The organism is Parvimonas parva (genome assembly GCF_045866535.1).
Lineage (GTDB): Bacteria > Bacillota > Clostridia > Tissierellales > Peptoniphilaceae > Parvimonas > Parvimonas parva.
In genome coordinates this window covers 1,206,105-1,231,000 of record NZ_AP038371.1, presented here as the reverse complement: position 1 = coordinate 1,231,000, position 24,896 = coordinate 1,206,105, and the positions used below count along the sequence as shown (strand labels likewise).

At 30.8% G+C, this 24,896-nt stretch carries 21 protein-coding genes and 14 tRNA genes; 33 read left to right on the top strand and 2 right to left on the bottom strand.

Going from position 1 to position 24,896, the window contains the following annotated elements; all coding sequences use genetic code 11:
* Window positions 1-127: 127 nt before the first annotated feature.
* The 15 genes from ACKTSI_RS06135 (at window position 128) to ACKTSI_RS06065 (ending at window position 1,976) form a co-directional block, all read left to right on the top strand.
* Window positions 128-202: transfer RNA gene (locus ACKTSI_RS06135), tRNA-Glu, on the top strand.
* A 48-nt stretch (window positions 203-250) separates the two neighbouring features.
* Window positions 251-326, top strand: a tRNA-Val gene (locus ACKTSI_RS06130).
* 5 nt (window positions 327-331) lie between these two features.
* A tRNA-Asp gene (locus tag ACKTSI_RS06125) sits at window positions 332-408 on the top strand.
* Between the two features lie 4 nt (window positions 409-412).
* Window positions 413-488 (top strand) — tRNA-Thr (locus ACKTSI_RS06120).
* 23 nt (window positions 489-511) lie between these two features.
* A tRNA-Tyr gene (locus tag ACKTSI_RS06115) sits at window positions 512-596 on the top strand.
* A 39-nt stretch (window positions 597-635) separates the two neighbouring features.
* Window positions 636-709 (top strand) — tRNA-Gly (locus ACKTSI_RS06110).
* A gap of 4 nt (window positions 710-713) precedes the next feature.
* Window positions 714-790: transfer RNA gene (locus ACKTSI_RS06105), tRNA-Arg, on the top strand.
* A 5-nt stretch (window positions 791-795) separates the two neighbouring features.
* A tRNA-Gln gene (locus tag ACKTSI_RS06100) sits at window positions 796-872 on the top strand.
* Window positions 873-879: 7 nt separating this feature from the next.
* Window positions 880-955, top strand: a tRNA-Lys gene (locus ACKTSI_RS06095).
* Window positions 956-960: 5 nt separating this feature from the next.
* Window positions 961-1,049: transfer RNA gene (locus tag ACKTSI_RS06090), tRNA-Ser, on the top strand.
* Window positions 1,050-1,053: 4 nt separating this feature from the next.
* Window positions 1,054-1,144 (top strand) — tRNA-Ser (locus ACKTSI_RS06085).
* A gap of 7 nt (window positions 1,145-1,151) precedes the next feature.
* Window positions 1,152-1,228: transfer RNA gene (locus ACKTSI_RS06080), tRNA-Ile, on the top strand.
* A 73-nt stretch (window positions 1,229-1,301) separates the two neighbouring features.
* Window positions 1,302-1,375: transfer RNA gene (locus ACKTSI_RS06075), tRNA-Trp, on the top strand.
* A gap of 209 nt (window positions 1,376-1,584) precedes the next feature.
* Window positions 1,585-1,660 (top strand) — tRNA-Phe (locus ACKTSI_RS06070).
* A 139-nt stretch (window positions 1,661-1,799) separates the two neighbouring features.
* Window positions 1,800-1,976, top strand: coding sequence for an HTH domain-containing protein (locus ACKTSI_RS06065; protein ID WP_068474459.1), 177 nt, complete (start codon window positions 1,800-1,802; stop codon window positions 1,974-1,976).
* 39 nt (window positions 1,977-2,015) lie between these two features.
* Here ACKTSI_RS06065 and ACKTSI_RS06060 read toward each other — a convergent pair whose 3' ends face one another.
* Complete coding sequence (locus ACKTSI_RS06060; RefSeq protein WP_201275943.1) at window positions 2,016-3,272, bottom strand: AraC family transcriptional regulator; 1,257 nt, start codon at window positions 3,270-3,272, stop codon at window positions 2,016-2,018.
* 431 nt (window positions 3,273-3,703) lie between these two features.
* Here ACKTSI_RS06060 and argF point away from each other — a divergent pair, with 431 nt between their 5' ends.
* The 11 genes from argF to brnQ all read left to right on the top strand — a co-directional run bounded on the left by argF (window position 3,704) and on the right by brnQ (window position 16,054).
* Window positions 3,704-4,696, top strand: coding sequence for an ornithine carbamoyltransferase (argF, locus tag ACKTSI_RS06055; protein ID WP_288868673.1), 993 nt, complete (start codon window positions 3,704-3,706; stop codon window positions 4,694-4,696).
* A 9-nt stretch (window positions 4,697-4,705) separates the two neighbouring features.
* Window positions 4,706-5,641 (top strand): carbamate kinase, encoded by a 936-nt coding sequence (arcC, locus tag ACKTSI_RS06050; RefSeq protein ID WP_068474462.1) that lies wholly within the window; start codon window positions 4,706-4,708, stop codon window positions 5,639-5,641.
* Window positions 5,642-5,650: 9 nt separating this feature from the next.
* Window positions 5,651-6,586: a DMT family transporter gene (locus tag ACKTSI_RS06045; protein WP_407862712.1), complete on the top strand. Its 936-nt coding sequence runs from the start codon at window positions 5,651-5,653 to the stop codon at window positions 6,584-6,586.
* A 111-nt stretch (window positions 6,587-6,697) separates the two neighbouring features.
* Entirely contained in the window at window positions 6,698-8,017 is a 1,320-nt protein-coding gene (locus tag ACKTSI_RS06040) for a MurT ligase domain-containing protein (protein ID WP_407862711.1), read from the top strand.
* An 86-nt stretch (window positions 8,018-8,103) separates the two neighbouring features.
* Window positions 8,104-8,775, top strand: a complete 672-nt coding sequence (locus tag ACKTSI_RS06035) for a nitroreductase family protein (protein WP_407862710.1) — start codon at window positions 8,104-8,106, stop codon at window positions 8,773-8,775.
* An 8-nt stretch (window positions 8,776-8,783) separates the two neighbouring features.
* Window positions 8,784-9,932, top strand: a complete 1,149-nt coding sequence (locus ACKTSI_RS06030; RefSeq protein ID WP_308578159.1) for an Mbeg1-like protein — start codon at window positions 8,784-8,786, stop codon at window positions 9,930-9,932.
* A 112-nt stretch (window positions 9,933-10,044) separates the two neighbouring features.
* Window positions 10,045-10,455, top strand: coding sequence for a 30S ribosomal protein S12 (rpsL, locus tag ACKTSI_RS06025; protein WP_009355082.1), 411 nt, complete (start codon window positions 10,045-10,047; stop codon window positions 10,453-10,455).
* A 132-nt stretch (window positions 10,456-10,587) separates the two neighbouring features.
* Complete coding sequence (gene rpsG / locus ACKTSI_RS06020) at window positions 10,588-11,058, top strand: 30S ribosomal protein S7 (RefSeq protein WP_068474480.1); 471 nt, start codon at window positions 10,588-10,590, stop codon at window positions 11,056-11,058.
* 38 nt (window positions 11,059-11,096) lie between these two features.
* Window positions 11,097-13,172, top strand: a complete 2,076-nt coding sequence (gene fusA, locus ACKTSI_RS06015) for an elongation factor G (protein WP_068474483.1) — start codon at window positions 11,097-11,099, stop codon at window positions 13,170-13,172.
* A gap of 20 nt (window positions 13,173-13,192) precedes the next feature.
* The gene (gene tuf, locus ACKTSI_RS06010; protein WP_068474487.1) at window positions 13,193-14,386 is read left to right on the top strand and encodes an elongation factor Tu; all 1,194 of its coding nucleotides are present in this window, start codon (window positions 13,193-13,195) and stop codon (window positions 14,384-14,386) included.
* 249 nt (window positions 14,387-14,635) lie between these two features.
* Complete coding sequence (gene brnQ / locus ACKTSI_RS06005) at window positions 14,636-16,054, top strand: branched-chain amino acid transport system II carrier protein (RefSeq protein WP_407862709.1); 1,419 nt, start codon at window positions 14,636-14,638, stop codon at window positions 16,052-16,054.
* Window positions 16,055-16,133: 79 nt separating this feature from the next.
* Here the strand turns inward: brnQ and gpmA are convergent, their stop codons facing one another.
* On the bottom strand, window positions 16,134-16,877 hold the full coding sequence (gene gpmA / locus ACKTSI_RS06000; protein ID WP_201276026.1) for a 2,3-diphosphoglycerate-dependent phosphoglycerate mutase: 744 nt from the start codon (window positions 16,875-16,877) through the stop codon (window positions 16,134-16,136).
* 315 nt (window positions 16,878-17,192) lie between these two features.
* Between gpmA and ACKTSI_RS05995 the strand changes: the two genes are divergently transcribed.
* The 7 genes from ACKTSI_RS05995 to ACKTSI_RS05965 all read left to right on the top strand — a co-directional run bounded on the left by ACKTSI_RS05995 (window position 17,193) and on the right by ACKTSI_RS05965 (window position 24,727).
* Window positions 17,193-18,050, top strand: coding sequence for an ABC transporter permease (locus tag ACKTSI_RS05995; RefSeq protein WP_407862708.1), 858 nt, complete (start codon window positions 17,193-17,195; stop codon window positions 18,048-18,050).
* Window positions 18,044-18,832, top strand: a complete 789-nt coding sequence (locus ACKTSI_RS05990; RefSeq protein ID WP_407862707.1) for an ABC transporter permease — start codon at window positions 18,044-18,046, stop codon at window positions 18,830-18,832. The genes ACKTSI_RS05995 and ACKTSI_RS05990 overlap by 7 nt, the downstream gene beginning before the upstream one ends.
* A complete protein-coding gene (locus ACKTSI_RS05985; protein ID WP_407862706.1) occupies window positions 18,819-19,907 on the top strand; it encodes a PotD/PotF family extracellular solute-binding protein in 1,089 nt (362 codons plus the stop codon). Before ACKTSI_RS05990 ends, ACKTSI_RS05985 begins: the two co-directional genes overlap by 14 nt.
* A gap of 236 nt (window positions 19,908-20,143) precedes the next feature.
* Window positions 20,144-21,574: an APC family permease gene (locus ACKTSI_RS05980; RefSeq protein ID WP_407862705.1), complete on the top strand. Its 1,431-nt coding sequence runs from the start codon at window positions 20,144-20,146 to the stop codon at window positions 21,572-21,574.
* 127 nt (window positions 21,575-21,701) lie between these two features.
* The gene (locus ACKTSI_RS05975) at window positions 21,702-23,021 is read left to right on the top strand and encodes a M18 family aminopeptidase (protein WP_407862704.1); all 1,320 of its coding nucleotides are present in this window, start codon (window positions 21,702-21,704) and stop codon (window positions 23,019-23,021) included.
* Entirely contained in the window at window positions 23,021-23,401 is a 381-nt protein-coding gene (locus tag ACKTSI_RS05970) for a hypothetical protein (protein ID WP_068474516.1), read from the top strand. The genes ACKTSI_RS05975 and ACKTSI_RS05970 overlap by 1 nt, the downstream gene beginning before the upstream one ends.
* A 150-nt stretch (window positions 23,402-23,551) precedes the next feature.
* Window positions 23,552-24,727, top strand: coding sequence for an iron-containing alcohol dehydrogenase (locus ACKTSI_RS05965; protein ID WP_407862703.1), 1,176 nt, complete (start codon window positions 23,552-23,554; stop codon window positions 24,725-24,727).
* Window positions 24,728-24,896 lie beyond the last annotated feature (169 nt).

Genomic DNA, 24,896 nt, shown 5'->3' with positions numbered 1-24,896 from the left:
TTTGAGAGATGCTTTTCGGAAAGTAATTGATAAAAAAATCAAAAAAACTTTTTAAAAAGTGTTGACAAGTTAAAAGTTATGATGTATAATAATTAGGCAGTCGATTTTAACAGAGATTGATTGATAAGGCCCCATGGTCAAGCGGTTAAGACATCGCCCTTTCACGGCGGTAACCCGGGTTCGAATCCCGGTGGGGTCACCACTTTGTTTTTACAATTTAATATTTTAATTGGTTTATTGGTTTTTATTTGGGCGCATAGCTCAGTTGGGAGAGCATCTGCCTTACAAGCAGGGGGTCATAGGTTCGAGCCCTATTGTGCCCACCAAATATGGCCTGGTAGTTCAGTTGGTTAGAATGCTAGCCTGTCACGCTAGAGGTCGTGGGTTCGAGTCCCATCCAGGTCGCCAATATGCTGGTGTAGCTCAATTGGTAGAGCAACTGACTTGTAATCAGTAGGTTAGGGGTTCAAGTCCTCCCACCAGCTCCAATCTACTTTATAGTAGATTTTATGGAGGAGTTCCCGAGTGGCCAAAGGGGACGGACTGTAAATCCGTTAGCTGCGCTTTCAGTGGTTCGAATCCACTCTCCTCCACCAATTAAATATTTGTTAAGACCATAAAGTTTGAGAGTATATGCGGGTGTAGCTCAGTGGTAGAGCCCCAGCCTTCCAAGCTGGTTGCGAGGGTTCGATTCCCTTCACCCGCTCCATTTTGCACCTATAGCTCAGCTGGATAGAGCAACGGACTTCTAATCCGTGTGCCAGAGGTTCGAATCCTCTTAGGTGCGCCAACCTTTGGGGTATAGCCAAGTCGGTAAGGCACTAGACTTTGACTCTAGCATTCCGCAGGTTCGAGTCCTGCTACCCCAGCCAATTTTATGATTCATTAGCTCAGTCGGTAGAGCACCTGACTTTTAATCAGGGTGTCCGGGGTTCGAATCCCCGATGGATCACCATTCATGGAGAGGTATCGAAGTGGTCATAACGAGGCGGTCTTGAAAACCGTTTGGGTGCAAGCCCACGTGGGTTCGAATCCCACCCTCTCCGCCACAATGGAGAAATACTCAAGTGGCTGAAGAGGCTCCCCTGCTAAGGGAGTAGATCCTTTACGGGATGCGAGGGTTCAAATCCCTCTTTCTCCGCCAATAATTTGGGCCTTTAGCTCAGTTGGTTAGAGCGCCCGGCTCATAACCGGTAGGTCCCGGGTTCAAGTCCCTGAAGGCCCACCAAATTATCTCAAGATATTTCTATTTTAGAAATATCTATTATTTTATAGAGCTAAAATAAAGGATTTAATATTGTAGGGGTATAGTTTAACGGTAGAATGTCGGTCTCCAAAACCGCTGGTGAGGGTTCGATTCCTTCTACCCCTGCCATTTACATAAAGACTTGAAATTTAATAATTAATATATCCAGATAGCGAGAAGTCGGTATAAGAGAGTAACCAAAATATCGAGATGAAATCGAAGATATTTTGAGTTAATATCTTAGTCTAGTGCGAAGCACGAGAGAATGAGCTATCGTAAGAAATGATATAAATTTAAAACAGAATAATTTTTTAGAAAAAACAAAATGAGTGTTATATGCCCAGATAGCTCAGTCGGTAGAGCAGAGGACTGAAAATCCTCGTGTCGGTGGTTCGATTCCGCCTCTGGGCACCAGACCTGTAATTCGATACGTCTGTTATGGGTTGCTATTTTTTTCCTGCAATTGCAGGATTTTTTTTATTCATTTTTAGAATTGTTGAATTTTAATTGTTTTGGGGTAAAAATATATCATAAAATTAAAGGAGATATAAAAATGGAATTAAATGAAAAAATTATTGAATTATTAAAATCTTCAGAACCTCTTAAGGGTGGAGAAATTGCTGAAAAATTAGGCGTAGATAAATCTGATGTAGATAAGGTTTTAAAAAAATTAAAATCAGAAGAAAAAATAATTTCACCAAAGAGATGTTATTATTCTGTTGAAAAGTAAAAATTGCGTAACTAAAGCTGTGTTTTTAAACACAGCTTTTTAAATGTCTTTGTTTTGTAGTTGTAAATTTTTTCTAAATTCTGTTGGTAATATTTTTTGGAATTTTAAAAAGTTTCTGTTAAATGTTTTAACTGTATTGTATCCAACTTCAAATGCAATATCTGTTATTTGCATATTTGTTTCCAGTAATAGTTTTGTGGATTTGTTTATTCTAACAAAATTCAAAAAGTTTTTGAAATTTTTTTCTACATAGTATATGAATAATCTGTTTAATTCTATTAAGGAAATAGAAAAGTCTTTACATATATTATCCATGTCCAAATCATCACTAGAATTTTTTACGATATAGTTTAATATTCTATAAAATTTTCTGGTGTTTTCTATTTGGCAAATTTGTGATATTTTATGAAATGTTTGTCTGTATTTATTAGGATTTTGTCCTGTTCTTGCCGTAAATACTTTTGATAGATGTGAACGGTCTGAAAAACCTGTTATCTCTGCGATTTCTTCTATATCAAGGTCGGTATAAAGCAACATATCCATAGTTTTTCCGACTCTCATTTCATTTATGAGTGTATTGAAAGAAAGACCGGTTGTTTCTTTTATATATCTGTTTATTGTCGATTCGCTTGTAAAAAATAATTTTGAAATAAGAGAAATTGTAAGCTTTTCGCTTAAATGGGCATGTATATACCTAAAAATATTTATTTTATCAAATTTTTCGTCGATTCTTTTTATTTTTTTAGTATCTTCGTCTTGTATTCTTCTATAAGTGATTATAAGGTCTATTATTTTATTTAAGACGAATGCTGATGAAATAGGGTTTTCATTTTTATCGTAAAGCGTTGAATCTTCTCCTAATTCATTTCTAAGTAAGTCAAATATATTTGAAAAATATTTAAATTGTTCATCTGTACATTGTATTACGGGATTGTCGTAGAATGAGTTTATTAAACTTAAATTTTCTGCGTCAACATTGTAGAATGATTTTATTATTTTGTTTGCGCTGTCAAAATTGTATTTTAAAATAAAATACTGAATAGTTTTAGAAACTTCAATAACTTCGGTGTATTCCCAAGGTAATATACAAACTAAGGTCTTATCATTTATTTCATAGATATTATTTTGAATTCTTATCTTTGCCAAACCTTTTTTTACAAGCAAAAATCTGGCTGATTGGTGAAAAAGTCCTTTTGTTGCTGATGTTATTATTTCTCTATCTATACTATACATACTTTCTTCGTTTATGTATGAATTTGCTCTGTTTTGTATTTCAATTCCCTTTTGTTTATTCATAATTAACTCCCGATTTTTATGTACTTTAATTTCCTTTTATATTAGTATAAATCATAAGTCTTTATATGTAAAGACTTATTTTGATAAAATGTCTTTTTGGTAAAAAATGATATAAATAATTCTAAATGAATTTTTAATTAAATAAAAATCTTTAAATTTAAATGTTTTAATTTTATAAAAGACAATTTATATATAAATTAGAGTAAAAATAAGTCTGAAATTAATATATTTTATAATGTTTTTATGAATAAAAGTATTAATTTTAGATATATTTTTTTAAAAGTTATTTATATGTTTAATTATAAAAAAAGTATGTTAATACAAGATTATTTTGTTAATTTGTCCTTAGAAAAAAGACTATAAATAGTATAATAATTATGTAATAAATACGGTAGGTCGTATTAAAAATTTATTTTTAAAGGAGAATTGTTATGAGCAAAAATTTAAGAGGAAGAAATTTCCTAACATTATTAGACTTTACAAGTGATGAAATCCGTTACCTTTTAGACCTTTCAAGAAATTTTAAGGACTTAAAAAGAAGCGGAACTCCTCACCGTTATTTAGAAGGAAAAAATATAGTATTATTATTTGAAAAGACTTCTACTAGAACTCGTTGTTCTTTTGAAGTTGCAGGAATGGACTTAGGTATGGGAGTTACTTACTTAGACCCGGGTTCTTCACAAATGGGTAAAAAAGAATCTATTGAAGATACTGCAAGAGTTTTAGGAAGAATGTATGACGGTATTGAATACAGAGGATTCAGCCAAGAATTAGTTGAAACTTTAGGAAAATATGCAGGAGTACCTGTATGGAACGGGTTAACAGACAAATTCCACCCAACTCAAATGTTAGCTGACCTTTTAACTATTGAAGAAAAATTTGGATACTTAAAAGGATTAAACTTTGTTTATATGGGAGATGCAAGAAATAATATGGGTAACTCACTTATGATAGCTTGTGCTAAAATGGGTGTAAACTTTACAGCTTGTGCTCCAAAAGAATTATGGCCTGAACAAGAATTAAGAGAAAAAGCATTAGAAATTGCTAAAGCTACTCATTGTACTGTAAGCTTTGAAGAAGATGTTAAAAAAGGAACTACAAATGCTGATGTAATTTACACAGATATTTGGGTATCAATGGGTGAACCAGATGAAGTTTGGGCAGAAAGAATTAAATTATTAAAACCATACCAAGTAAATAAAGAAGTTATGGCAAATGCTAAAGAAACTGCTATCTTTATGCACTGCTTACCTTCATTCCACGACCAAAAAACTGTTATCGGAAGACAAATTTTTGAAAAATTTGGTATTCCTGAAATGGAAGTTACTGATGAAGTTATCGAAGGACCTCAATCAGTTGTATTTGATGAAGCTGAAAACAGAATGCATACTATAAAAGCAGTTATGTATTCAACTTTATGGTAAGAGGTACAAATGGGAAAGAGAATAGTTGTAGCTTTGGGGGGTAATGCTTTAGGCAATACCCCTTTAGAGCAATTAGAGAAAGTTAAAATAGCTGCCGATATTATTTCAGATTTAGTTAAAGATGGAAATGATGTTATAATCGGACATGGAAATGGACCTCAAGTAGGAATGATTAATCTGGCTATGGATTATTCAGCAAACGGAAAGGAAAAAACTCCTTTAATGCCACTTGTTGAATGTGGAGCTATGAGCCAAGGGTATATTGGATATCATTTACAACAAGCTTTAGGTCAAGCTTTTAAAGAAAAAGGAATAAATAAAACGGCTGTTTCAGTTGTAACTCAAGTTGAAGTTGCAGAAGATGATAAAGCTTTTGAACACCCAACTAAACCTGTTGGAATGTTCTATACAAAAGAAAAAGCGGATGAACTTGCTAGAGAAAAGGGCTTTACTTTTGTTGAGGATGCAGGTAGAGGATACAGAAAAGTTGTTCCTTCACCAAAACCATTACACATCGTTGAAATTGACGCTGTTAAGAAAATGGTAGATGCCGGACTTGTAGTTATAACTGTTGGTGGAGGCGGAATACCTGTTGTTAAGAAAAATGATAGATTAGTTGGAATTGACGCTGTTATCGATAAAGATAAGTCAAGTGCAAAACTTGCATCAGACTTAAATGCTGATTTTCTTTTAATCTTAACAGCGGTTGATAAAGTTTGCATAAACTTTAATAAACCTGACCAAAAAGAATTAGACGAAATAAATGTTGAACAAGCTATGAAGTATATTTCAGAAGGACAATTTGCAAAGGGTAGTATGTTACCAAAGGTTGAGGCTTGTTTGGAATTCGTAAATAGTTCTGATGATAGATGTGCTATCATTACTTTACTTGAAAAAGCATCAGATGCTGTAAAAGGTCTTACAGGAACTAAAATAGTTAAGTAGGAGGGCGTTTTGAACAATATTTCACATAGAACAAGTTTTTTAGCAAAGGTTGCGCTTTTTATTGTAGCTATTTTGTGGGGAACTTCTCTTACTGTTGTTAAAAGTGCAGCTGATGTTCTTAAACCTAACTTTCTTTTAGGTGTTAGATTTACTATAGCTGGAATTATCTTAGCAATTATTTTTCATAAAAAATTGTTTAAAGCAAGAAAAGATGAATTGACAGCCGGAGCTATAATCGGTGTATTTTTATTTGTTGCTTATTCCAGTCAAACTCTTGGAGTTACTTTTACAACTCCGGGACGTAGTGGATTTTTATCAGCATCATATTGTGTAATTGTACCTTTTTTATATTGGATAACAAATAAAGTTAGACCTGATAAATTTAATGTATCGGCTGCAATTTTTTGTATAATTGGAATATTTTTTATTGCAATGGCAGGAGAGAGCGGTTCTATTTTTAATTCAAGTTGGACAGCTATTTACGGTGATGCACTTGCGCTTTTAAGTGGAGTTTTATTTGCATCACATATTGTAATGGTTACAAAACTTGGAGTAGGTAAAGACCCATTTGTACTTACAATAATGCAATTTTTAGTTTCAGGAGTTTTATCTTGGATAACTACATTTGCTATAGAAAATAATGCAGGAATGCAAATTACATTAAGACCTATGCTTGAAGTTTTATATCTTTCTATAATGTGTACTGCAGTTGCATTGCTATTACAAAACTTAGGGCAAAAATATACAGATCCAAGCAGTGCCGCTATCATTTTAGGTTGTGAGTCAATCTTTGGAGTTGCATTACCTGTTGCGCTTGGAATTGAAAGCTTAACTGTTAAATCAGTTATAGGTTTTGTTCTAATTTTTATTGCGATAATAATTTCAGAAACAAAATTATCTTTCATATTTAAAAAGAAAAGCGAAGAATCTAAAAATAATATTTAAGAAGTCTTAGGACTTCTTTTTTGTTTTACAAACATTGTTAATGTGTTGACATTTACCTACTTGTATGTTAGTATAAAAAACGAAAATAATTTGTTTTAAAAGGAGGAAATTTTGAAAGATAGATTTGCAATATTTTGTGGGAAATTCGTTTATTATTTAGGTAAAAAATTTACTTCTTGTAGTTCTTTTCCTGGAAAAATTGCTTTGAATATAGAAAAAAATTTATTAAAAAATATAAAAAAAGAAAATAATACAATTATTTTTATAACCGGAACTAACGGAAAGACGTCAACAACATTTTATAGTTATTATACTGTGAAAGATTTGCATAATGATGTTGTTACCAATCTTTCCGGTGCAAATATGATTCAGGGTGTATTAACTGAAATTTTAAAGAAAACTGAAAAAAAGAATTTTAGTAATAAACTTTGTGTGTTTGAAGTTGATGAGCTAACAATTCCACTTCTTATAAAAAATGGCTTAATTCCTAATTATGTCGTAATTACGAATTTGTTTGATGACCAAGTTGATAGATATGGTTCAAAAGAAATTTTGGCAAAAACTTTGAGAGAGAATTTAGAAAAAACAGATGCGAAATTAATTGTAAACTTTGAGGACCCTACACTTAGAATTATAACTGACGGAATAAAAAATGAGGTAATATACTTTGGTGTTCAAGGAGAAGAAAGGGAAGTAGAAAAAGACAATTTAATTTTTAAATACTTGAATTATAGTTCTGTTGGATTTTTTAAAACTAAAGATGACGAAGATTTTGTTGATTTAAAGAGTTATACATTAAGGGAATGTGAAGATGGAAAATATTGTGAAGTTTTGTCTAAAGAGAAAACTTTTAAATTTGAAATAAAAAATAGAGAGAAATTCGACATTATTTATAATAGATATAATTATGTTGCCTCTTTTTCTCTGTTTATGACTTTAATTAGAGATGGAATTGTAAAATGTGAAAATCCTGAAGAAAAAATTTCAAACGTTATAAGTCTTGACGTTGGAAATGGTAGAATGGAGAACTTTAAGTTTTTGGGTAAATCTACGAAGTTAAATTTAGTTAAAAACAAGGTAGGTTTGGAGCTTTCTCTTACGGAATATGCAAAAGAAACCGAAAAATTCGATTTAGTTTTGGCTTTGGGAAATACTCCTGCTGACGGAACAGATTTGAATTGGATTGCTGAAGTTGATTTTAAAAATTTTGTAGAAAATTCTTTGGTTGATACGATTTTTATAACTGGAAATGCTTTTGAACTTATAAAAGAAAAATTGGCAAAGTATTTAGAAAATAATTGTTTGTGTAAAAAAATTATTTTTGTTTCAAAAGATGAATTTAAAGAAAAATTGAGTAAAAAAACTATGTTTTTAGCAGGATTTTCAGAGCTTAATGATATGAGAAGTTTTTTAGAGAATAAAAATAAATAAAGATATCAATCAGAATTTTGTTAGTTTACAATAATATTTTAAGGGCGTTTTCGCCCTTTTATTATATCAAGAAAGGGTGTAATAATATGGATATTCAAAAATTTTTAGAACAAAGACATTCTGTAAGGAAATATACAAAAAAAGAAATAGATAAAGAGCTTGTTGACGAATTAAATAGAGATATTGAGGAGTATAATAAGATTGCAAATTTGAATATTCAATTTGTAACCAATGAGCCTTATGAATTCGGAAGAAGTATTTTAGCTAATTATGGTAATTTTAAAAATGTTAGAAACTATATAGTAATGATTGGTAAAAAATGTGATAATTTAGAAGAAAAGATTGGATATTTCGGAGAAAAATTAGTTATAAAAGCTCAGTCTTTAGGGCTTAATACTTGCTGGGTCGGTGGAACATATAGCAAGAAAAATACTAAATATGATATAAAAGAAGGTGAAAAACTTGTTTGTGTCATAGCTGTTGGTTATGGAGAGACGAATGGAAAGGTGAGAAAACTTAAGAGTATTTCTAAAGTTGCAATTAGCGATGTAGAAATGCCGGATTGGTTTTTAAAAGGAGTAAGATTTGCACTGTTTGCACCTACAGCATTGAATCAACAAAGATATAAAATTACTTTAAAAGATAATAAGGTGGAAATAGTTTCAAAAATTGGATTTTATACAAAGGTTGACTTAGGAATAATTAAGTGCCATTTTGAACTCGGTGCAGGAAAAGAACACTATACTTTCAAATACTAGGAGGAAATATGTTTGATTTAAATACTTTTTTGATTTTAAATTGTATAATTTATGTTGGTGATTTTGAAAAAGAAAATGCCAATGAGAAATTTTTAGATAAAAATATTTTTGAAATATCATCTAATCTAAAAATTGAAAAAGATTCATCTGGAGATTATCCTGCTGAAATAAATGAAGAGGAATTTAATAATATTTTAAATACAATAAAAAGTAATAAGGAATTATATGAAAAAATAAAAATAGTAGATATTGAAAATTCTATTTCAGCAAATATTTCCGGTGATGAAAAAATTGTAAATGTAAGTTTTATTTTTGAAAATAATTTAATTATCGTATATAAGGGAACTGCAGGAGATTTTGAATGGAAAGACAATGTCGAAAGTACATATAATGTTACGGACACAAAACAACAGAGAAGAGCTTTGATGTATTTTGACAAAATCGTTGAAAAATTTAAAGAGGTTGAAAAGATTTACGTTTCAGGACATTCAAAGGGCGGAAATAAAGCTCAATATATTGGAGTTTTAAGAGGTGATATGTCTAAACTTGAAATGATTTACTCTTTTGATGGACAGGGTTTTAATAATAATTTTATAAAAAAATATAATAAAGAAATTACAAATAACAGACATAAAATATTTAATATATGTAATGAACTTGATTATGTAAATATTATATTATTTTCTATTTCTAATAAGATTTTTATAAAATCTACTACAAATGTAGGAAATGAAAATGACAGACAATCCAAAATTAAACATAGATTTGGAGGTATTCATTCGCCTTATTCTATGTTTAAAAATAAAGACGGGGTATTGTATTTAAATGATGAGGTTGAACAAAGTGAAATTATGAAAAATTTTGAAAAACTTTTTGAATACTACAATACAAATATGGAATGTGAAGATAATAAATATATGTATTTTAGAATGTCTTTATTTATGATGAAAGAAGGCGAAAAAGTTTTTGGAGAGGAGTATAAAGAACCTAAAGGATTTTTTAAAAGATTTATAAAATTGACTAGAGATTTTACAAAGAATGAAAATGAACTTAGTTTTTCGCAAATTATTAAACTTTTTAAACCGATTTTATCCGATGTAAGCTCTATAATTTTTGTGGGCGAAATTTCTGAAAATGCTCCAGAAAAAAATACTTAAAAACTTTGAAAAATAGTTGACTTTTAATAAAAGTAATGTTAAAATAATTAGGTACATTTAATAATGTATAGTTATGTGCATTTTTAAAGAAAAATATTGAGGAGGTGAAGAAATGCCAACTATTAACCAGTTAATTAAACAAGGAAGACAAAAAGCTGTAACTAAATCAAAAGCACCAGCATTAAGTTTCAATTTTAATACTCTTAAAAAGAGAAGTACTGCTAGTGAATCACCACAAAAAAGAGGTGTATGTACAGCTGTAAGAACTGTAACTCCTAAAAAACCTAACTCAGCGTTACGTAAGGTTGCCAGAGTTAGATTAACAAACGGAATGGAAGTTGCAGCTTATATTCCAGGTATAGGTCATAACCTACAAGAACATAGCGTTGTGCTTATTAGAGGTGGAAGAGTAAAGGACCTTCCAGGGGTTAGATACCACATTATCAGAGGTACATTAGATACTGCAGGTGTAGCTAACAGAAAGCAAGGAAGATCTAAATACGGAGCTAAAAGACCTAAATAATTAAACTGATGTGGCAGAAATGTTTTATTAATTAAAGAATTTAACTTTATAATACATACATTTGTGTGCTTGTCAGCAAAATCAATCGCTGAGTACCAGTGATACTACTAATATAGTAAGGAGGGAAGAAAGGTGCCAAGAAAAGGACATGTTCCAAAGAGAGAAGTAATGCCGGATCCAATTTACGGAGATGTGGTTGTTACTAAACTTATAAACAACATTATGCTTGATGGTAAAAAAGGAACTGCTCAAGCAATAGTTTACGGTGCATTTGAAATCGTAAAAGAAAAAACTGGCGAAGAACCAACTGAAGTTTTCAGAAAAGCTTTAGAAAATATCATGCCTGTTTTAGAAATTAAAGCAAGACGTATAGGTGGGGCGACATACCAAGTGCCTATTCAAGTTAGACCTGAAAGAAGACAAACTTTAGGTTTAAGATGGTTAGTAACTTACTCTAGAAATAGAGGAGAAAAAACTATGAAAGAAAGACTTGCAAAAGAAATCTTAGATGCAGTTAACAATACTGGATCAAGTGTTAAGAAGAGAGAAGATACTCATAAGATGGCTGAAGCTAACAAGGCTTTTGCACATTACGGATTCTAATATAGGATTTTATTTAAAAGGAAAGGGGAAATGCTATTGTGGCAAGACAATATTCACTTGAAAATACAAGAAATATTGGTATAATGGCGCATATCGATGCTGGTAAAACAACAGTAACTGAAAGAATGCTTTATTATACAGGAAAGATCCACAAAATAGGTGATACTCACGAAGGTGCTGCACAAATGGACTGGATGGAGCAAGAAAAAGAAAGAGGTATCACTATTTGTTCAGCTGCTACAACTTGTGTATGGAATGATACAAGAATTAACATCATTGACACTCCGGGACACGTTGACTTTACAGTAGAAGTTGAAAGATCTTTAAGAGTTCTTGACGGCTCAGTTGCACTTTTTGATGCAAAGAGCGGTGTAGAACCACAATCAGAAACTGTTTGGAGACAAGCAGATAAATATGGCGTACCACGTATTTGCTTTATAAATAAAATGGATGCGACTGGAGCTAACTATTATGACTCTATCGAAACTATTAAGGATAAGTTAAAAGCTAATCCGGTTCCTGTTCAAATTCCTATTGGAGCTGAATCAGAATTCGTTGGAGTTATTGACTTAATTTCAATGCACGCTATTATTTATAAAAATGACTTAGGTACAGATATAGAAGAAACTGATATTCCAGATGCTTACAAAGATAAAGCTGAAGAATATCGTCAAAACTTATTAGAAGCCTTAGCTGAAACAGATGAGTTTATTATGGAAAAATATTTAGAAGGAGAAGCTATTTCACCATCTGAATTAAGAGAAGCTATCAGAAGAGCTACTATTAATCTATCAATAAACCCAGTACTTTGTGGTTCAGCTTATAAAAACAAAGGGGTACAACCTTTATTAAATGCTATCGTGGCTTATATGCCATCTCCATTAGACATTCCTTCTATTAAGGGTGTTGATGACAATGAAGAAGAAACAGAAAGACATGCTTCAGATGAAGAACCTTTCTCAGCGTTAGCATTTAAAATCGTAGCTGACCCATTTGTTGGAAAGCTTGCATATTTCAGAGTTTATTCAGGAACTTTAGAAGCTGGTTCTTATGTATATAACTCAACAAAAGGTAAAAAAGAAAGAATTGGTAGAATTCTTATGATGCATGCTAATAAGAGAGAAGAAGTTGATAGTGTATCAGCTGGGGACATTGCTGCTGCAGTTGGTCTTAAAGACACTACAACAGGGGATACTCTTTGTGATATGAATAGCCATGTAATCTTAGAAAAAATGGAATTCCCAGAACCGGTTATTTCTGTTGCTATCGAACCAAAGACAAAAGCATCTCAAGAAAAAATGAGTATAGCTTTACACAAATTAGCTGAAGAAGACCCTACTTTCAGAACTTATACTGATGAAGAAACTGGTCAAACAATTATCTCAGGTATGGGTGAATTACACTTAGAAATCATCGTTGATAGACTTTTAAGAGAATTCAAAGTAGAAGCTAATATAGGAAATCCACAAGTTTCTTACAGAGAATCTATTTCTAAAGAATCTGATGCTGAAGGAAAGTATGTAAGACAATCTGGTGGTAGTGGACAATACGGACACTGTAAAATTAAAATTGAACCTCAAGAACCTGGTAAAGGATTTGAGTTTGTAAATAATATCGTTGGTGGTTCTATTCCAAAAGAATATATCGGACCAGTTCAAAAAGGTATTGAAGAAGCAACTCAAGCAGGTGTACTTGCCGGATACCCTGTTTTAGATGTTAAAGTTACTTTATACGATGGTTCATACCATGAAGTTGACTCATCTGAAATGGCATTTAAGATTGCAGGTTCAATGGCATTTAGAGAAGCTGTTAGAAAAGCAGCTCCGGTTTTATTAGAACCAATGATGAAAGTTGAAATAACAACTCCGGATGAATATTTAGGAGATGTTATGGGTGATGTTTCATCAAGAAGAGGTAGAATCCAAGGAATGAATCCTAAGAATGGTGTTCATGTACTTGATGCATTCATACCTTTAGCAGAAATGTTTGGATATGCAACTGACTTAAGAAGTAATACTCAAGGTCGTGCAACATATTCAATGCAATTCGATCATTATGAAAAAGTGCCTCAAGCAATTTCTGAAAAAGTAATTGGCGAGAGAGCAAAAAAATAGATTAGGAGGATTTTAGTAAAATGGCTAAGCAAAAATTTGAAAGAACTAAACCACACGTTAATATCGGAACTATCGGTCACGTTGACCATGGTAAAACTACTTTAACTGCAGCTATCACTTTAGTATTAAATAAAAGATTTGGTACTGGTGAATTCGTTGATTATGCAAACATCGATAAAGCTCCAGAAGAAAGAGAAAGAGGAATCACAATTTCAACTTCTCACGTTGAATATGAAACAGCAAACAGACACTATGCACACGTTGACTGCCCAGGACACGCCGACTATGTAAAGAACATGATTACAGGTGCTGCTCAAATGGACGGAGCTATCTTAGTAGTAAGTGCTGCTGATGGTCCAATGCCTCAAACAAGAGAACATATCTTACTTGCAAGACAAGTAGGTGTTCCAAAAATCGCTGTTTTCTTAAACAAAGAAGACCAAGTTGATGACCCAGAATTAATCGAACTTGTTGAAATGGAAGTTAGAGAATTATTAAATGAATATGAATATGATGGAGATAACACTCCAATCGTAGTTGGTTCAGCTTTAAAAGCTCTTGAAGAACCAGATGGAGAATGGGGAGACAAAATCGTTAAATTAATGGAAGAAGTTGACGCATTCATTCCTGAACCAGTTAGAGATATCGACAATCCATTCTTAATGCCAGTAGAAGACGTATTCTCAATCACAGGTAGAGGAACTGTTGCTACAGGTAGAGTAGAAAAAGGTAAAGTAAAAATTCAAGATAACGTTGAATTAGTAGGTTTAACTGAAGAAAGAAGAACAGTTGTAGTAACTGGTGTTGAAATGTTCAAGAAAATGTTAGACGAAGCTGCTGCCGGAGATAACATTGGACTTCTTTTAAGAGGTGTTCAAAGAAACGAAATCCAAAGAGGACAAGTTCTTGCTAAACCAGGAACAATTAACCCACATACTAAATTCGAATCAGAAGTTTACGTATTAACTAAAGAAGAAGGTGGAAGACATACTCCATTCTTCTCAGGATACAGACCACAATTCTACTTCAGAACAACTGACGTAACTGGTAATATCCAATTAGAAGAAGGCGTTGAAATGGTTATGCCAGGAGATAACGCTAAATTCATAATCGAATTAATCACTCCAATCGCTATTGATGAAGGTTTAAGATTTGCCATCAGAGAAGGCGGAAGAACAGTAGGTTCAGGAGTTGTTACTAAGATTTTAGGATAATTTAAGTGATAATTTCTAAAAGGGAACTTTAAGTTCCCTTTTTTTATGTAAATATTTTATCTTGATAAATTATATAATTTTCACAATGAATAATTATACAATAAACTTTATTTATTTTCAGTTTTATATACTTCAAATCGTGAAATAAAATAGAGAATATAAAGATGATTTTTCAAGTCGATAAGCCTTGCAAGTTTTGAATTTTTATGTTAATATATCTAAAGAAATCGTTATTATCAAGGGGGAAGTATGAAAAAAGAATTAAGAATAATATTTGTAATAGGCTTTAGTTTGTTTGCAATGTTTTTTGGTGCCGGAAACTTAATTTTTCCAACATTTTTGGGTTATTCTTCAGGCTCTTACTGGCCAATAGCTTTTATTTTATATATGGCTGCAGATGGACTTTTAGCAATGGTATCGCTTTATTGCGTATTTAGTTGTGGTGGTATTACAGAATTCGTTAAACCTTTAGGAAAGTATTTAGGAACTATTGTTTTGGTTTGTGTATCTTTATGTATAGGACCTCTAGTTGCAATTCCAAGAACTGGAGCAATTACATATAATTTAGGTGTTGCAAATTTTGGATTTAAAAGTTTGACTATAACAACTGCCGTATTTTTTATTGCTACATATTTTATTTGTATAAAATCTGAAAAAATTGTTGATTTTATTGGTAGATATTTAACTCCTACATTATTAGCATTTTTAATTATTATGGTTATAACAGGAATTATATCTCCGGTTGGAGAAATTCAAGCTGGACAAAATTTACAAAAAGTAATGTATGAATCATTTATAAACGGGTTTCAAACTTTAGATGGACTCGGTGCAGGACTTTTTAATGCTGTTATTGTAAATGCTTTGATTTTTTATAAGATAAAGAAAGATAGAGAAAAGAAAGTAATTTTATCTTCTTCAATTATAGCTTTCATCTGTTTAAGTATAGTTTATTGTGGACTTTGTTACTTAGGAGCAAGTTCAAGACTTAATGTTGCAAATGCAGAAAATGGTACAGATATTTTACTTAGCTTTACAGGATTATTATTTGGTCGTTCCGGTGTTTTGATGCTTTCTGTAATAGTAATTTTAGCTTGTTTAACTACTTCAGTTGCTCTTACAGGAGGGGTTGCAGAATATTTTTCAGAATTAATACCGAAAATTCCTTATAAAATTTGGCTTATGATAGTTTGCTGTGCAAGTTTCATTTTCTCATGTTTGGGTGTAGATGCAATAATAAAATTGGCAATTCCACTTTTATTTACATTATATCCACCAATTATTATATTGATTTTAACAAGTGTATTTAGAAATAAATTCCCTTGTAATAATGCGATAAAATATTCAGCAATACTTGCTATAATCATTGGATTTATCACTGTATTGAATGATACTTTTGGAGGTTTAGGTTTTATAAAATTATTACCTCTTAGTTCTTTAAGTTTTGGATATTTAATTCCTTCATTAATTATTTTTGTTGTCATTGCATTTTTTGAAAAGAACAGTGGAGATAATATTGATGTTCCAAAGGTATTAAATACGAGAATAACTTTACATGACGAAGATGTTGGAATGCTTTATTATATATCTGAAAAAATTGACGAACCGAAGTCAGAAGTTATTAGAAAAGCAATTAAGAATTTGTATGATGAATTAAAAGATAAAGAATAAAAATCTACTTATGCTTGGTATAGTAATGGAAAAACAATAAAAATAGAGAAAAAAAAGGGTGATACGTTTGTATCACCTATTATTTTTTCTTTGCTTGGTTTGCAACTGAATTTATTTTTGCATTTATTGCATCTTGATTTCCTAAGTAATATTTATTTGTAACTTTGAAATCGTCATCAAATTCATAAACTAAAGGAACTCCTGTTGGAATATTTACAGAAATTATTTCTTCATCTGTTAGGTTGTCTAAATATTTAACTAATGCTCTTAATGAGTTTCCGTGAGCTGTGATTAAAACTCTTTTTCCGTCTAACATATCTTTTTTAATAACTTCATTGAAATAAGGAATAACTCTTTCGATAGTATTTTTTAAACTTTCATTATAAGGTAATTCGCTCTTTTCAACATTTCTATAAGCCTCTTGGTTATGAGGACATCTTTTATCATTTTCTTCAAGTGCTGGTGGTGGTACGTCAAAAGACCTTCTCCAAAGTTTTACTTGTTCTTCTCCGTATTTTTCAGCAGTTTCTGCTTTATTTAATCCTTGCAAAGCACCATAATGTCTTTCGTTTAATTTCCAAGTTTTGATAACTGGTAACCATTGTCTATCCATTCTTTCTAAGACGATATTTAAAGTATTTATAGCTCTTTTTAGGTATGAACAGTAGCATACATCAAAGTCAAATTCGTTGTCTTTTAATGCAAATCCGGCCTCGTTTGCCTCGATAACGCCTTTGTCTGAAAGACCTACATCAGTCCAACCTGTGAATAAATTTAATTTATTCCATTCGCTTTCTCCATGTCTTATTAAAACTAATTTCATTTTAAAAACTCCTTTAATTTTTCTTACATTAATTATATTACAAAAACTAAAACTTTACAAGAAAAAAACTTGTCTAATATCTTTTTTGATGATAAAATATAAATAATTTATATTATCAAATAGGATAAATTATGAAACAACCGTAAAAGTGGGGAGATGCTTTTGTGTATTTCTATGTTTTAATAGCAAGTCATTTTTATTCACTTGGAGATGAAGAATATAGAGAAAAAGTTAATAAACTTGTAAAATCATTAATTTGATTAGAATAGTTAAATTGTGATATAATCTTAATTGATAATTATTTTTGGAGGATTTATGTTAAAAAAACATTCATATAAAATTAGAGCTATGCCATATTTGATATGGACGGTTCTTTTTACGGCGATACCTTTGTTTTTTATCATTTATTATTCTTTTAAGGTTAAGGATAAAAATTTTGTTTTCACTTTGGATAATTACAAAAAATTTTTTACACCGACTTATGTAAAAATTATTTTTGTTTCTTTAAAATTATCTTTGATTTCAACTTTTTTATGTTTTCTTTTTGGATTTCCAGCAGGACTTTTCCTTAGTAGAATAGAGGGAGAAAAGCGAAGAAATATTTTTGTATTATTTTTTATTATGCCTTTGTGGACTAATTTTTTGCTTAGAACATACTCTTGGATGAGTATTTTTAGAGAACAGGGGATAATAAATCAAATGCTTATAAATATTGGTATTATTAGTCAACCGATAAAGTTTTTAAACAATAATTTTGCGATTATTATAGGAATGATTTATAATTTTTTACCTTTTATGGTACTTCCAATCTATACTGCACTTATTAATATTGATAAGGAATATATCGAATGTGCAAAAGATTTAGGGGCGAGAGGTAAAGATTTGTTTTTTAGAATTCTTTTGCCACTTAGCTTTAAGGGAGTAATTTCAGGTTGCATTATGGTCTTTATGCCTTCAGTTACGACTTTTATAATTTCCGACTTGCTTGGTGGTAGTCAAAATATGCTTGTTGGAAATTTAATTCAAAGGGAATTTTTACAAGCGAGAAATTGGGAAACGGGCTCAAGCATTTCTATAATTATGATTTGTATAATTTTTGCAAGTCTTTTTATTTTCAAAAAACTTGTAAAACAATCAGAAAATGAAATTTCAGAAGGGTTTAGGATATGGTAAAAAAAGCGTTAGAAAAAATTTATCTCTATTTTTGTTATTTATTTTTATATATGCCAATAATATTTATGATGATTTTTTCTTTTAATGAATCAAGATATAACAAGTCTTTTACTGGCTTTAGTTTGAAATGGTATGCAGAGCTTTTTAAAGATGAATCCATTATGAAAGTTTTTTACCAAACTCTTATCATAACTGGAATTGCAACGATTTTTGCGCTTTTAATAGGAACTCTTGGTGCTTGGTCGATTTACAAGGTAGTTAGTTCGAAACTTAGAAGTTTTTTTACAAATGTAAGCTATATACCACTTATATTGCCGGATATTGTAATTGCCATTGGAATGATAATTTTGTATGTATTTTTTAATTTTGATTTTGGATATATCACAATAATTTTATCACATATAATCTTTAATGTTCCTTTTGTGGTTTTTGCTATTTTGCCTAAACTTTTGACCTTTGATAAAAGACTATATGATGCAGGTATGGACTTAGGGGCAAGACCTTTTCAAGTGTTTAGAAGAGTTGTTTTGCCACAATTAGTTCCGAATTTAATCGCAAGTGCATTGATTTGCATAACTTTATCTTTAGACGATTTTACGGTTAGTTACTTTACTTCAGGAAATGGAGTAATGACGCTTTCCATTAAAATTTATTCAATGACAAAAAGGGGAATAAGTCCAAAAATAAATGCATTGTCAACTTTATTGTTTGCAAGTATAATTTTAATTTCAACAATAACATATATATTTAAAAATAAAGGAGTAAAAAATGAAAATATTTAAAAAATTATTAGCATTACTATTAGTTTCATCAACAGCAATGACTTTTGCAGGTTGTGGAAAAACTGAGAAAAAAGAAGAAAAGAAAGGCAAAAAAGTAGAACAAAGTTCTGAAAAGAAAGTTTTAAATGTAACAAATACCGACCTTTTCATTGAGCCTGAAACAATTAAGGAATTTGAAAAAGAATATAATTGTAAAGTAAATTACACATTCTTTGAAGAAAACGAAGAATATTACACAAAATTAAAATCAGGTGCTGAAAAGTATGACGTAATTGTAGCAAGTGATTATATGGTTGACACTATGATTAAAGAGGGAATGTTGGAAAAACTTGATAAGAATAAAATTCCAAATATGGAGAAAGTTAAACCGGAATATAGAAAATTAGTTTTTGACCCTACTTTTGAATATTCAGTTCCTTATACAATCGGAAATATCGGAATTGCTTATGATAAATCAAAGCAAGAAAAAGTTGAAAGCTGGGCTGACCTTTGGAGTGAAAAAAATAAAGGCGAAGTTGTAATGCTAGACGGAAGTAGATTTACAATGGCAATCGCTATGATTAAAGAAGGTATTGACCCTAACTCAACAAAAAAAGAAGATATTTTAAAAGCAAGAGATTCTTTAATAGCTCAAAAGAAAATCATAAAAAGCTATGTAGGAGATGACCAAGCAAAAGATAACCTAATTTCAGGAGAATCAAAACTTACTTGTATTTGGGGTGGAGAAGCATTACTTGCAAAAGATGAAAATAAAAATGTAGAATTTGTATTTCCAAAGGAAGGAGCAATTTTCATCTTTGATAACTGGGTAATGCCTAAAGTTTCAGAAAATAAAGAACTTGCTCAAAAGTTCATCGACTTTATGTCAAGACCTGAAATCTCTGCAAGAAATTGTAATGTTGTAAAATACGGCTCACCAATCGAGGGTGCAAGAGAGCTTATGAAAGACGAATTAAAAAATAGTGATATAGTATTCCCTGCAAAAGAAGTATTTGAAAAAGGCTTTATCTTAAAAGATTTAGGAGAATCAAACGAAATATTACAAAATGCGTGGACAGAAATGAAAGCGAAGTAAAGCAAAGAAAAAACGAAAAGGCATCGAAAGATGCCTTTTAAATTGAATTAAAATAAGTGATAAATATTTGATTTAGCATATTTTAATTTAAATGAACAATTTATTAAAGTAATAAAAATATTATAACAAAAATAAAACGTTATCCTATTTCAAACACCTTTGACAAGAGACTTTAATTTTGGTATACTAAAGACAGCTAAAATTTTAGCACAAAATTTATATTTTAGGAGGACAAAATGGAAAGTTCCGAAAAGAAAATCAAATGGCAGGCCCTTGTATTTATGTGTTTCTCAACACTTTGGGGTTTTGGAAATGTTTTAAACGGATATATTTACTTTCATGGTACTCAAGTAATCTTTTCTTGGTTACTAATGTTTGCATTGTATTTTATTCCGTATGCACTTATGGTTGGTGAACTTGGTTCAGTATTTAAAGATTTAGGTGGTGGGGTAACTTCTTGGATTCAAGAAACTACTAACTCTAAATTAGCTTATTATGCAGGTTGGACTTATTGGGCAGTACATATTACTTATATTGCTGGTAAAGGTTCAGGTGGTCTTAAAGCTTTAAGCTTTATGATTTTTAGAGATGCAAAAGCGTATGATAGTATTCCTACTATTTATGTTCAATTAGCAACATTTGGTGTTTTATTATTATTCTGTTATTTAGCAACTAGAGGTTTAAGCCCTATTAAGAAATTAGCAACTCTTGCTGGTTCAAGTATGTTTGTTTTAGGTATTTTATTTATTCTTATGATGTATGCTGCACCTGTTATCAATCCAAATGGTGGATATTTAAAATTAAACTTCGCATGGAATAACTTATTCCCTAAGGTTGACTTGAACTATTTAAGTAGTTTATCTATCTTAGTATTTGCTGTTGGTGGTATCGAAAAGATTTCACCTTATGTAAATAAAATTGAAGGAGATTCTGCAAAAGAATTCCCTAGAGCAATGATGTTTGCAACTTTAATGGTTGTTATCAGTGCTATTTTCGGTACAGTTGCTATGGGACTTATGTTCGATATTAATGAAATCAACGCAAGTAAAGAAGCATTTGACTCTTATGCAGCAAATGGTGCTTACTGGGCATTCCAAAAATTAGGCGCATATTATGGTGTTGGTGATTTATTATTAATCATTTACTCAGCAGCTAATACTGTTGGACAATTCTCAACATTATTAATCAGTATTGATGCTCCTTTAAGAATGTTATTAGAAGACCCTAATGCAAGTCAATACATCCCAACAAAATTGTTAAAGAAGAACGACAAAGGTGCTTATGTAAATGGTATCGTATTAGTTGCAGTTTTAGGTGGAGCAATCATCTTAGCTCAATCTTTCGTTCCTGGTGCTACTACAGTTCTTAGACAACTTACTCGTCTTAACGGTGTAGTAATGCCAATGAGATATATGTGGGTATTCGTTGCATACATTGCTCTTAGATATGGTAAAGAAGAACTTGACAGACATTACAGATTTGTTAAGAGTAGAGGTGTTGGATTATTCTTCGGTGCTTGGTGTTTCTTAGTAACATTAGCTTGTTGTTTACTTGGAATGTACTCAAAAGACAGCTTTGAAATGGTATTAAAGATTATAACTCCTGCAGTTTTAGTTGCTTTAGGTTTAATCTTACCAGTTCTTAGAAAAAGAGAAGACAATAAATAAATTTAGATAATAAAATTTAGATTATAAAGAAATAAAGGAACTTTGGTTCCTTTATTTTCTTTGAAATATATTTAATGATTTTAAATTTAATAATTAGGGTAAATTTAAAGTCATAGGAGGTATTAATATGAATAATATTGAAATTACAAAAGAATTATTAACTTTTATTGATTCAAGTAAAAGTATGTTCCATACTGTTGATACGATGAAAAAATATTTTGATAAAGCAGGTTACACATTTTTACCTGAAAATGCAAAATGGGAAATCAAAAAAGGTGGAAACTACTATACTACAAGAAATAATTCAAGCATTTTAGCTTTCCAAGTTGGTGAAGAACTTAGCGACTATCACTTCCAAATCACAGCTGCTCATAGTGATTCTCCAACATATAAAGTTAAAGCTGTTCCTGAAATGGACGCACCGGGCGAACATTTAAAATTAAATGTTGAAGGTTATGGTGGAATGATTGATTCAACTTGGTTTGACAGACCTTTAAGTCTAGCTGGTAGAGTTTTGGTTAGAGAAAACGGAAAAATTGTAAATAAATTATTCTATATAGACAAAGATATTTTAATGATACCAAATGTTGCAATTCATTTAAACAGAGAAATAAACAATGGCTATGCTTACAATAAGCAAATTGATTTATTACCTTTATTTTCTGCTGGAGAATTAAAGAAAGGTGACTTTGACAAAATGGTTGCAGATGAACTTGGAGTTGATGTTACAGATGTTATTTCAAAAGATTTATTCTTAGTAAATCGTCAAAGACAATGCATCTGGGGTTATAAAGATGAATTTGTTTCAACACCTAAACTTGATGACTTACAATGTGCATTCACTTCAATGAAAGCATTTTTAGATGCTAAAAATCCAAAGGCTATAAATGTTTGTGCAGTTTTTGACAACGAAGAAGTTGGTTCAAATACAAAACAAGGTGCAATGTCAACATTTATGAAAGATGCTCTTAAGAGAATTAATGCTTCTCTTGGATTTGGAACTGACGAATATCATCAAGCAGTTGCAAAATCTTTCTTAGTTAGCTGTGATAACGCTCATGCAGTTCATCCAAACCATGTTGAGCTTTATGACCCAACAAATAGAACTTTTATGAACAAAGGTATTGTTATAAAAGAGGCTGCAAATCAAAAATATACAACTGATGCTTTCAGTAGAGCAGTATTCTTAGAAATTTGTAAAAAGGTTGAAGTTCCTACACAATTCTTTGCAAACAGATCTGATAAAGTTGGTGGGTCAACTCTTGGAAACTTATCAAATATTCAAGTTAGTTTACATGCTTTAGATATAGGGGTTGCACAACTTGGAATGCACTCAAGTTTTGAAACTTGTGGTATCAAAGATACAGGATATATGGTTACTGCATTAAAAGAATTCTTCTCAAGCAATATTAAAATTGACTGTGCAGACGGAGTGATTTTTGAATAATGTCAAGAAGAATTACACCAAAAGAAATAGCTGAAGATAAGTCAAAAATTTCTTTGACAGGATTAACCATAATTATGATGGGAACTTTGTTTATATATTTTTTATGGGCTGTTATAAATAGTAAATTTTTAGTAAACTTTAGTATAGATGCATTAGTTGGAGTAGTTGCTATCGTTATTTTAATTAGAAATTTAAAAGTAAAATACAGTATAATAAAAAAATATACAAGTGAAAAACAATTTATGATTTTGGATTTAGTCGCTTTCACTCTATGCTTTCTAATAAAAGTTGTAGTAAAAATTCCTTTTGACTTTTCTTTAATCATTTTGTTAATTTCACATTATGCAACAAAGCAAATATTCAATAAAATAGTAAAATAAGGTTACTACACAATAAAAATCAGAGAGAATTGTTTTAAATAATTCTCTCTTTTTTGTTTTCTTATTTTAAAATAAGGGTATTTTTTAACTAGATATAGAGAAAAGGTGAAATCAATTTAGAAGTATAAATAAATTTAAAGGAGGGTTTTTATGAAACCATTTATTTACGATATTCCTGTTAAGGTATATTTTGGAGAAGGACAACTTTCCAATCTTGGAAAAGAATTGTCAAAATATGGAAAAAAAGTTTTATTAACTTACGGAGGAGGTTCCATTAAAAAGATTGGACTTTATGATGAAGTTATAAAAGAAATAAGAGATGCAGGACTTGAAGTTTTTGAACTTTCAGGTATAGAACCTAATCCTAGAATAGAATCTGTTAGAGAAGGCGCTAGAATATGTAAGGAAGAAAATATTGACGTGGTTCTTGCTGTTGGTGGAGGTTCAACTATTGATGCCTCAAAATTTATTTGTGCCGGAGCAAAAGTTGATTTTGACCCATGGGATTTTCTTGATTTAGAAAAAAGAGCAAAAATAGAAGATGCATTGCCACTTTTAACTATACTAACACTTTCAGCAACAGGCTCTGAAATGGATAATGATGGAGTTATTTCAAATCTTAAAACAAATGAAAAATTAAGTAATGGTTCAATGTGTATGGTACCAAAAGTTTCATTTCTTGACCCTACAAATACATACAGTGTAAGTGAGTATCAAACTGCTTGTGGGTCAGCAGATATTTTAAGTCACATCCTAGAAGTTTATTTTACAACAGAAAATGATTTATTTATGCTTGATTGTGTTATGGAAGGTCTTATGAAAACGGTTATAAAATATGCTCCGATAGCAATGAAAGACCCTACAAACTATGAGGCTCGTGCTAATTTAATGTGGGCATCTTCATGGGCAATAAATGGTTTTGTAAATGGAAGTAAATCAACTGCTTGGAGTTGCCACCCAATGGAACATGAACTTTCAGCTTTTTATGATATAACTCATGGACATGGACTTGCAATCTTAACTCCACGTTGGATGCAATATTGTTTAAATGATGAAAATATATATAAATATGTTCAATTTGGAGTTAATGTTTTTGACATAGATAAAAATCTTTCTGATAGAGAAATTGCAGAAAAAGCCATTGAAAAACTTTCAGAATTTTTATTTAATGACTTAAAATTACAAAGTACATTAAAAGATGTAAATATTGACGATAAAAATTTTTCTATTATGGCTAAAAAGGCTTGTAAAGGAAAAGAAAGTATAAAAGGCTTTAAAGAATTAACACCGGAAGATGTAGAAAATATTTATAGAATGTGTTTGTAAACTTTAGTATAATTTTTTTAAAATAATTAAATAAGAACCCCACCCTTCCACGATGCTTCGCATCGAGTGGGTGCCCGGGAACCTTGTTGTTTCACAATAAAAACTCGTCTAACATTTTTAGATGAGTTTTTTTATACAATATAGAATATTTGATATGAAAATAATTTAA

Bases quoted from the DNA above. Each gene is read 5' to 3' on its own strand.
- ACKTSI_RS05995 (WP_407862708.1), top strand. From the start codon at position 17,193: ATGTTAAAAAAACATTCATATAAAATTAGAGCTATGCCATATTTGATA.
- ACKTSI_RS06060 (WP_201275943.1), bottom strand. From the start codon at position 3,272: ATGAATAAACAAAAGGGAATTGAAATACAAAACAGAGCAAATTCATAC.
- arcC (WP_068474462.1), top strand. From the start codon at position 4,706: ATGGGAAAGAGAATAGTTGTAGCTTTGGGGGGTAATGCTTTAGGCAAT.
- ACKTSI_RS05990 (WP_407862707.1), top strand. From the start codon at position 18,044: ATGGTAAAAAAAGCGTTAGAAAAAATTTATCTCTATTTTTGTTATTTA.
- ACKTSI_RS05980 (WP_407862705.1), top strand. From the start codon at position 20,144: ATGGAAAGTTCCGAAAAGAAAATCAAATGGCAGGCCCTTGTATTTATG.
- ACKTSI_RS06030 (WP_308578159.1), top strand. From the start codon at position 8,784: ATGTTTGATTTAAATACTTTTTTGATTTTAAATTGTATAATTTATGTT.
- argF (WP_288868673.1), top strand. From the start codon at position 3,704: ATGAGCAAAAATTTAAGAGGAAGAAATTTCCTAACATTATTAGACTTT.
- ACKTSI_RS05970 (WP_068474516.1), top strand. From the start codon at position 23,021: ATGTCAAGAAGAATTACACCAAAAGAAATAGCTGAAGATAAGTCAAAA.
- ACKTSI_RS05985 (WP_407862706.1), top strand. From the start codon at position 18,819: ATGAAAATATTTAAAAAATTATTAGCATTACTATTAGTTTCATCAACA.
- tuf (WP_068474487.1), top strand. From the start codon at position 13,193: ATGGCTAAGCAAAAATTTGAAAGAACTAAACCACACGTTAATATCGGA.
- ACKTSI_RS06065 (WP_068474459.1), top strand. From the start codon at position 1,800: ATGGAATTAAATGAAAAAATTATTGAATTATTAAAATCTTCAGAACCT.
- ACKTSI_RS06035 (WP_407862710.1), top strand. From the start codon at position 8,104: ATGGATATTCAAAAATTTTTAGAACAAAGACATTCTGTAAGGAAATAT.
- brnQ (WP_407862709.1), top strand. From the start codon at position 14,636: ATGAAAAAAGAATTAAGAATAATATTTGTAATAGGCTTTAGTTTGTTT.
- rpsL (WP_009355082.1), top strand. From the start codon at position 10,045: ATGCCAACTATTAACCAGTTAATTAAACAAGGAAGACAAAAAGCTGTA.
- ACKTSI_RS05975 (WP_407862704.1), top strand. From the start codon at position 21,702: ATGAATAATATTGAAATTACAAAAGAATTATTAACTTTTATTGATTCA.
- ACKTSI_RS05965 (WP_407862703.1), top strand. From the start codon at position 23,552: ATGAAACCATTTATTTACGATATTCCTGTTAAGGTATATTTTGGAGAA.
- gpmA (WP_201276026.1), bottom strand. From the start codon at position 16,877: ATGAAATTAGTTTTAATAAGACATGGAGAAAGCGAATGGAATAAATTA.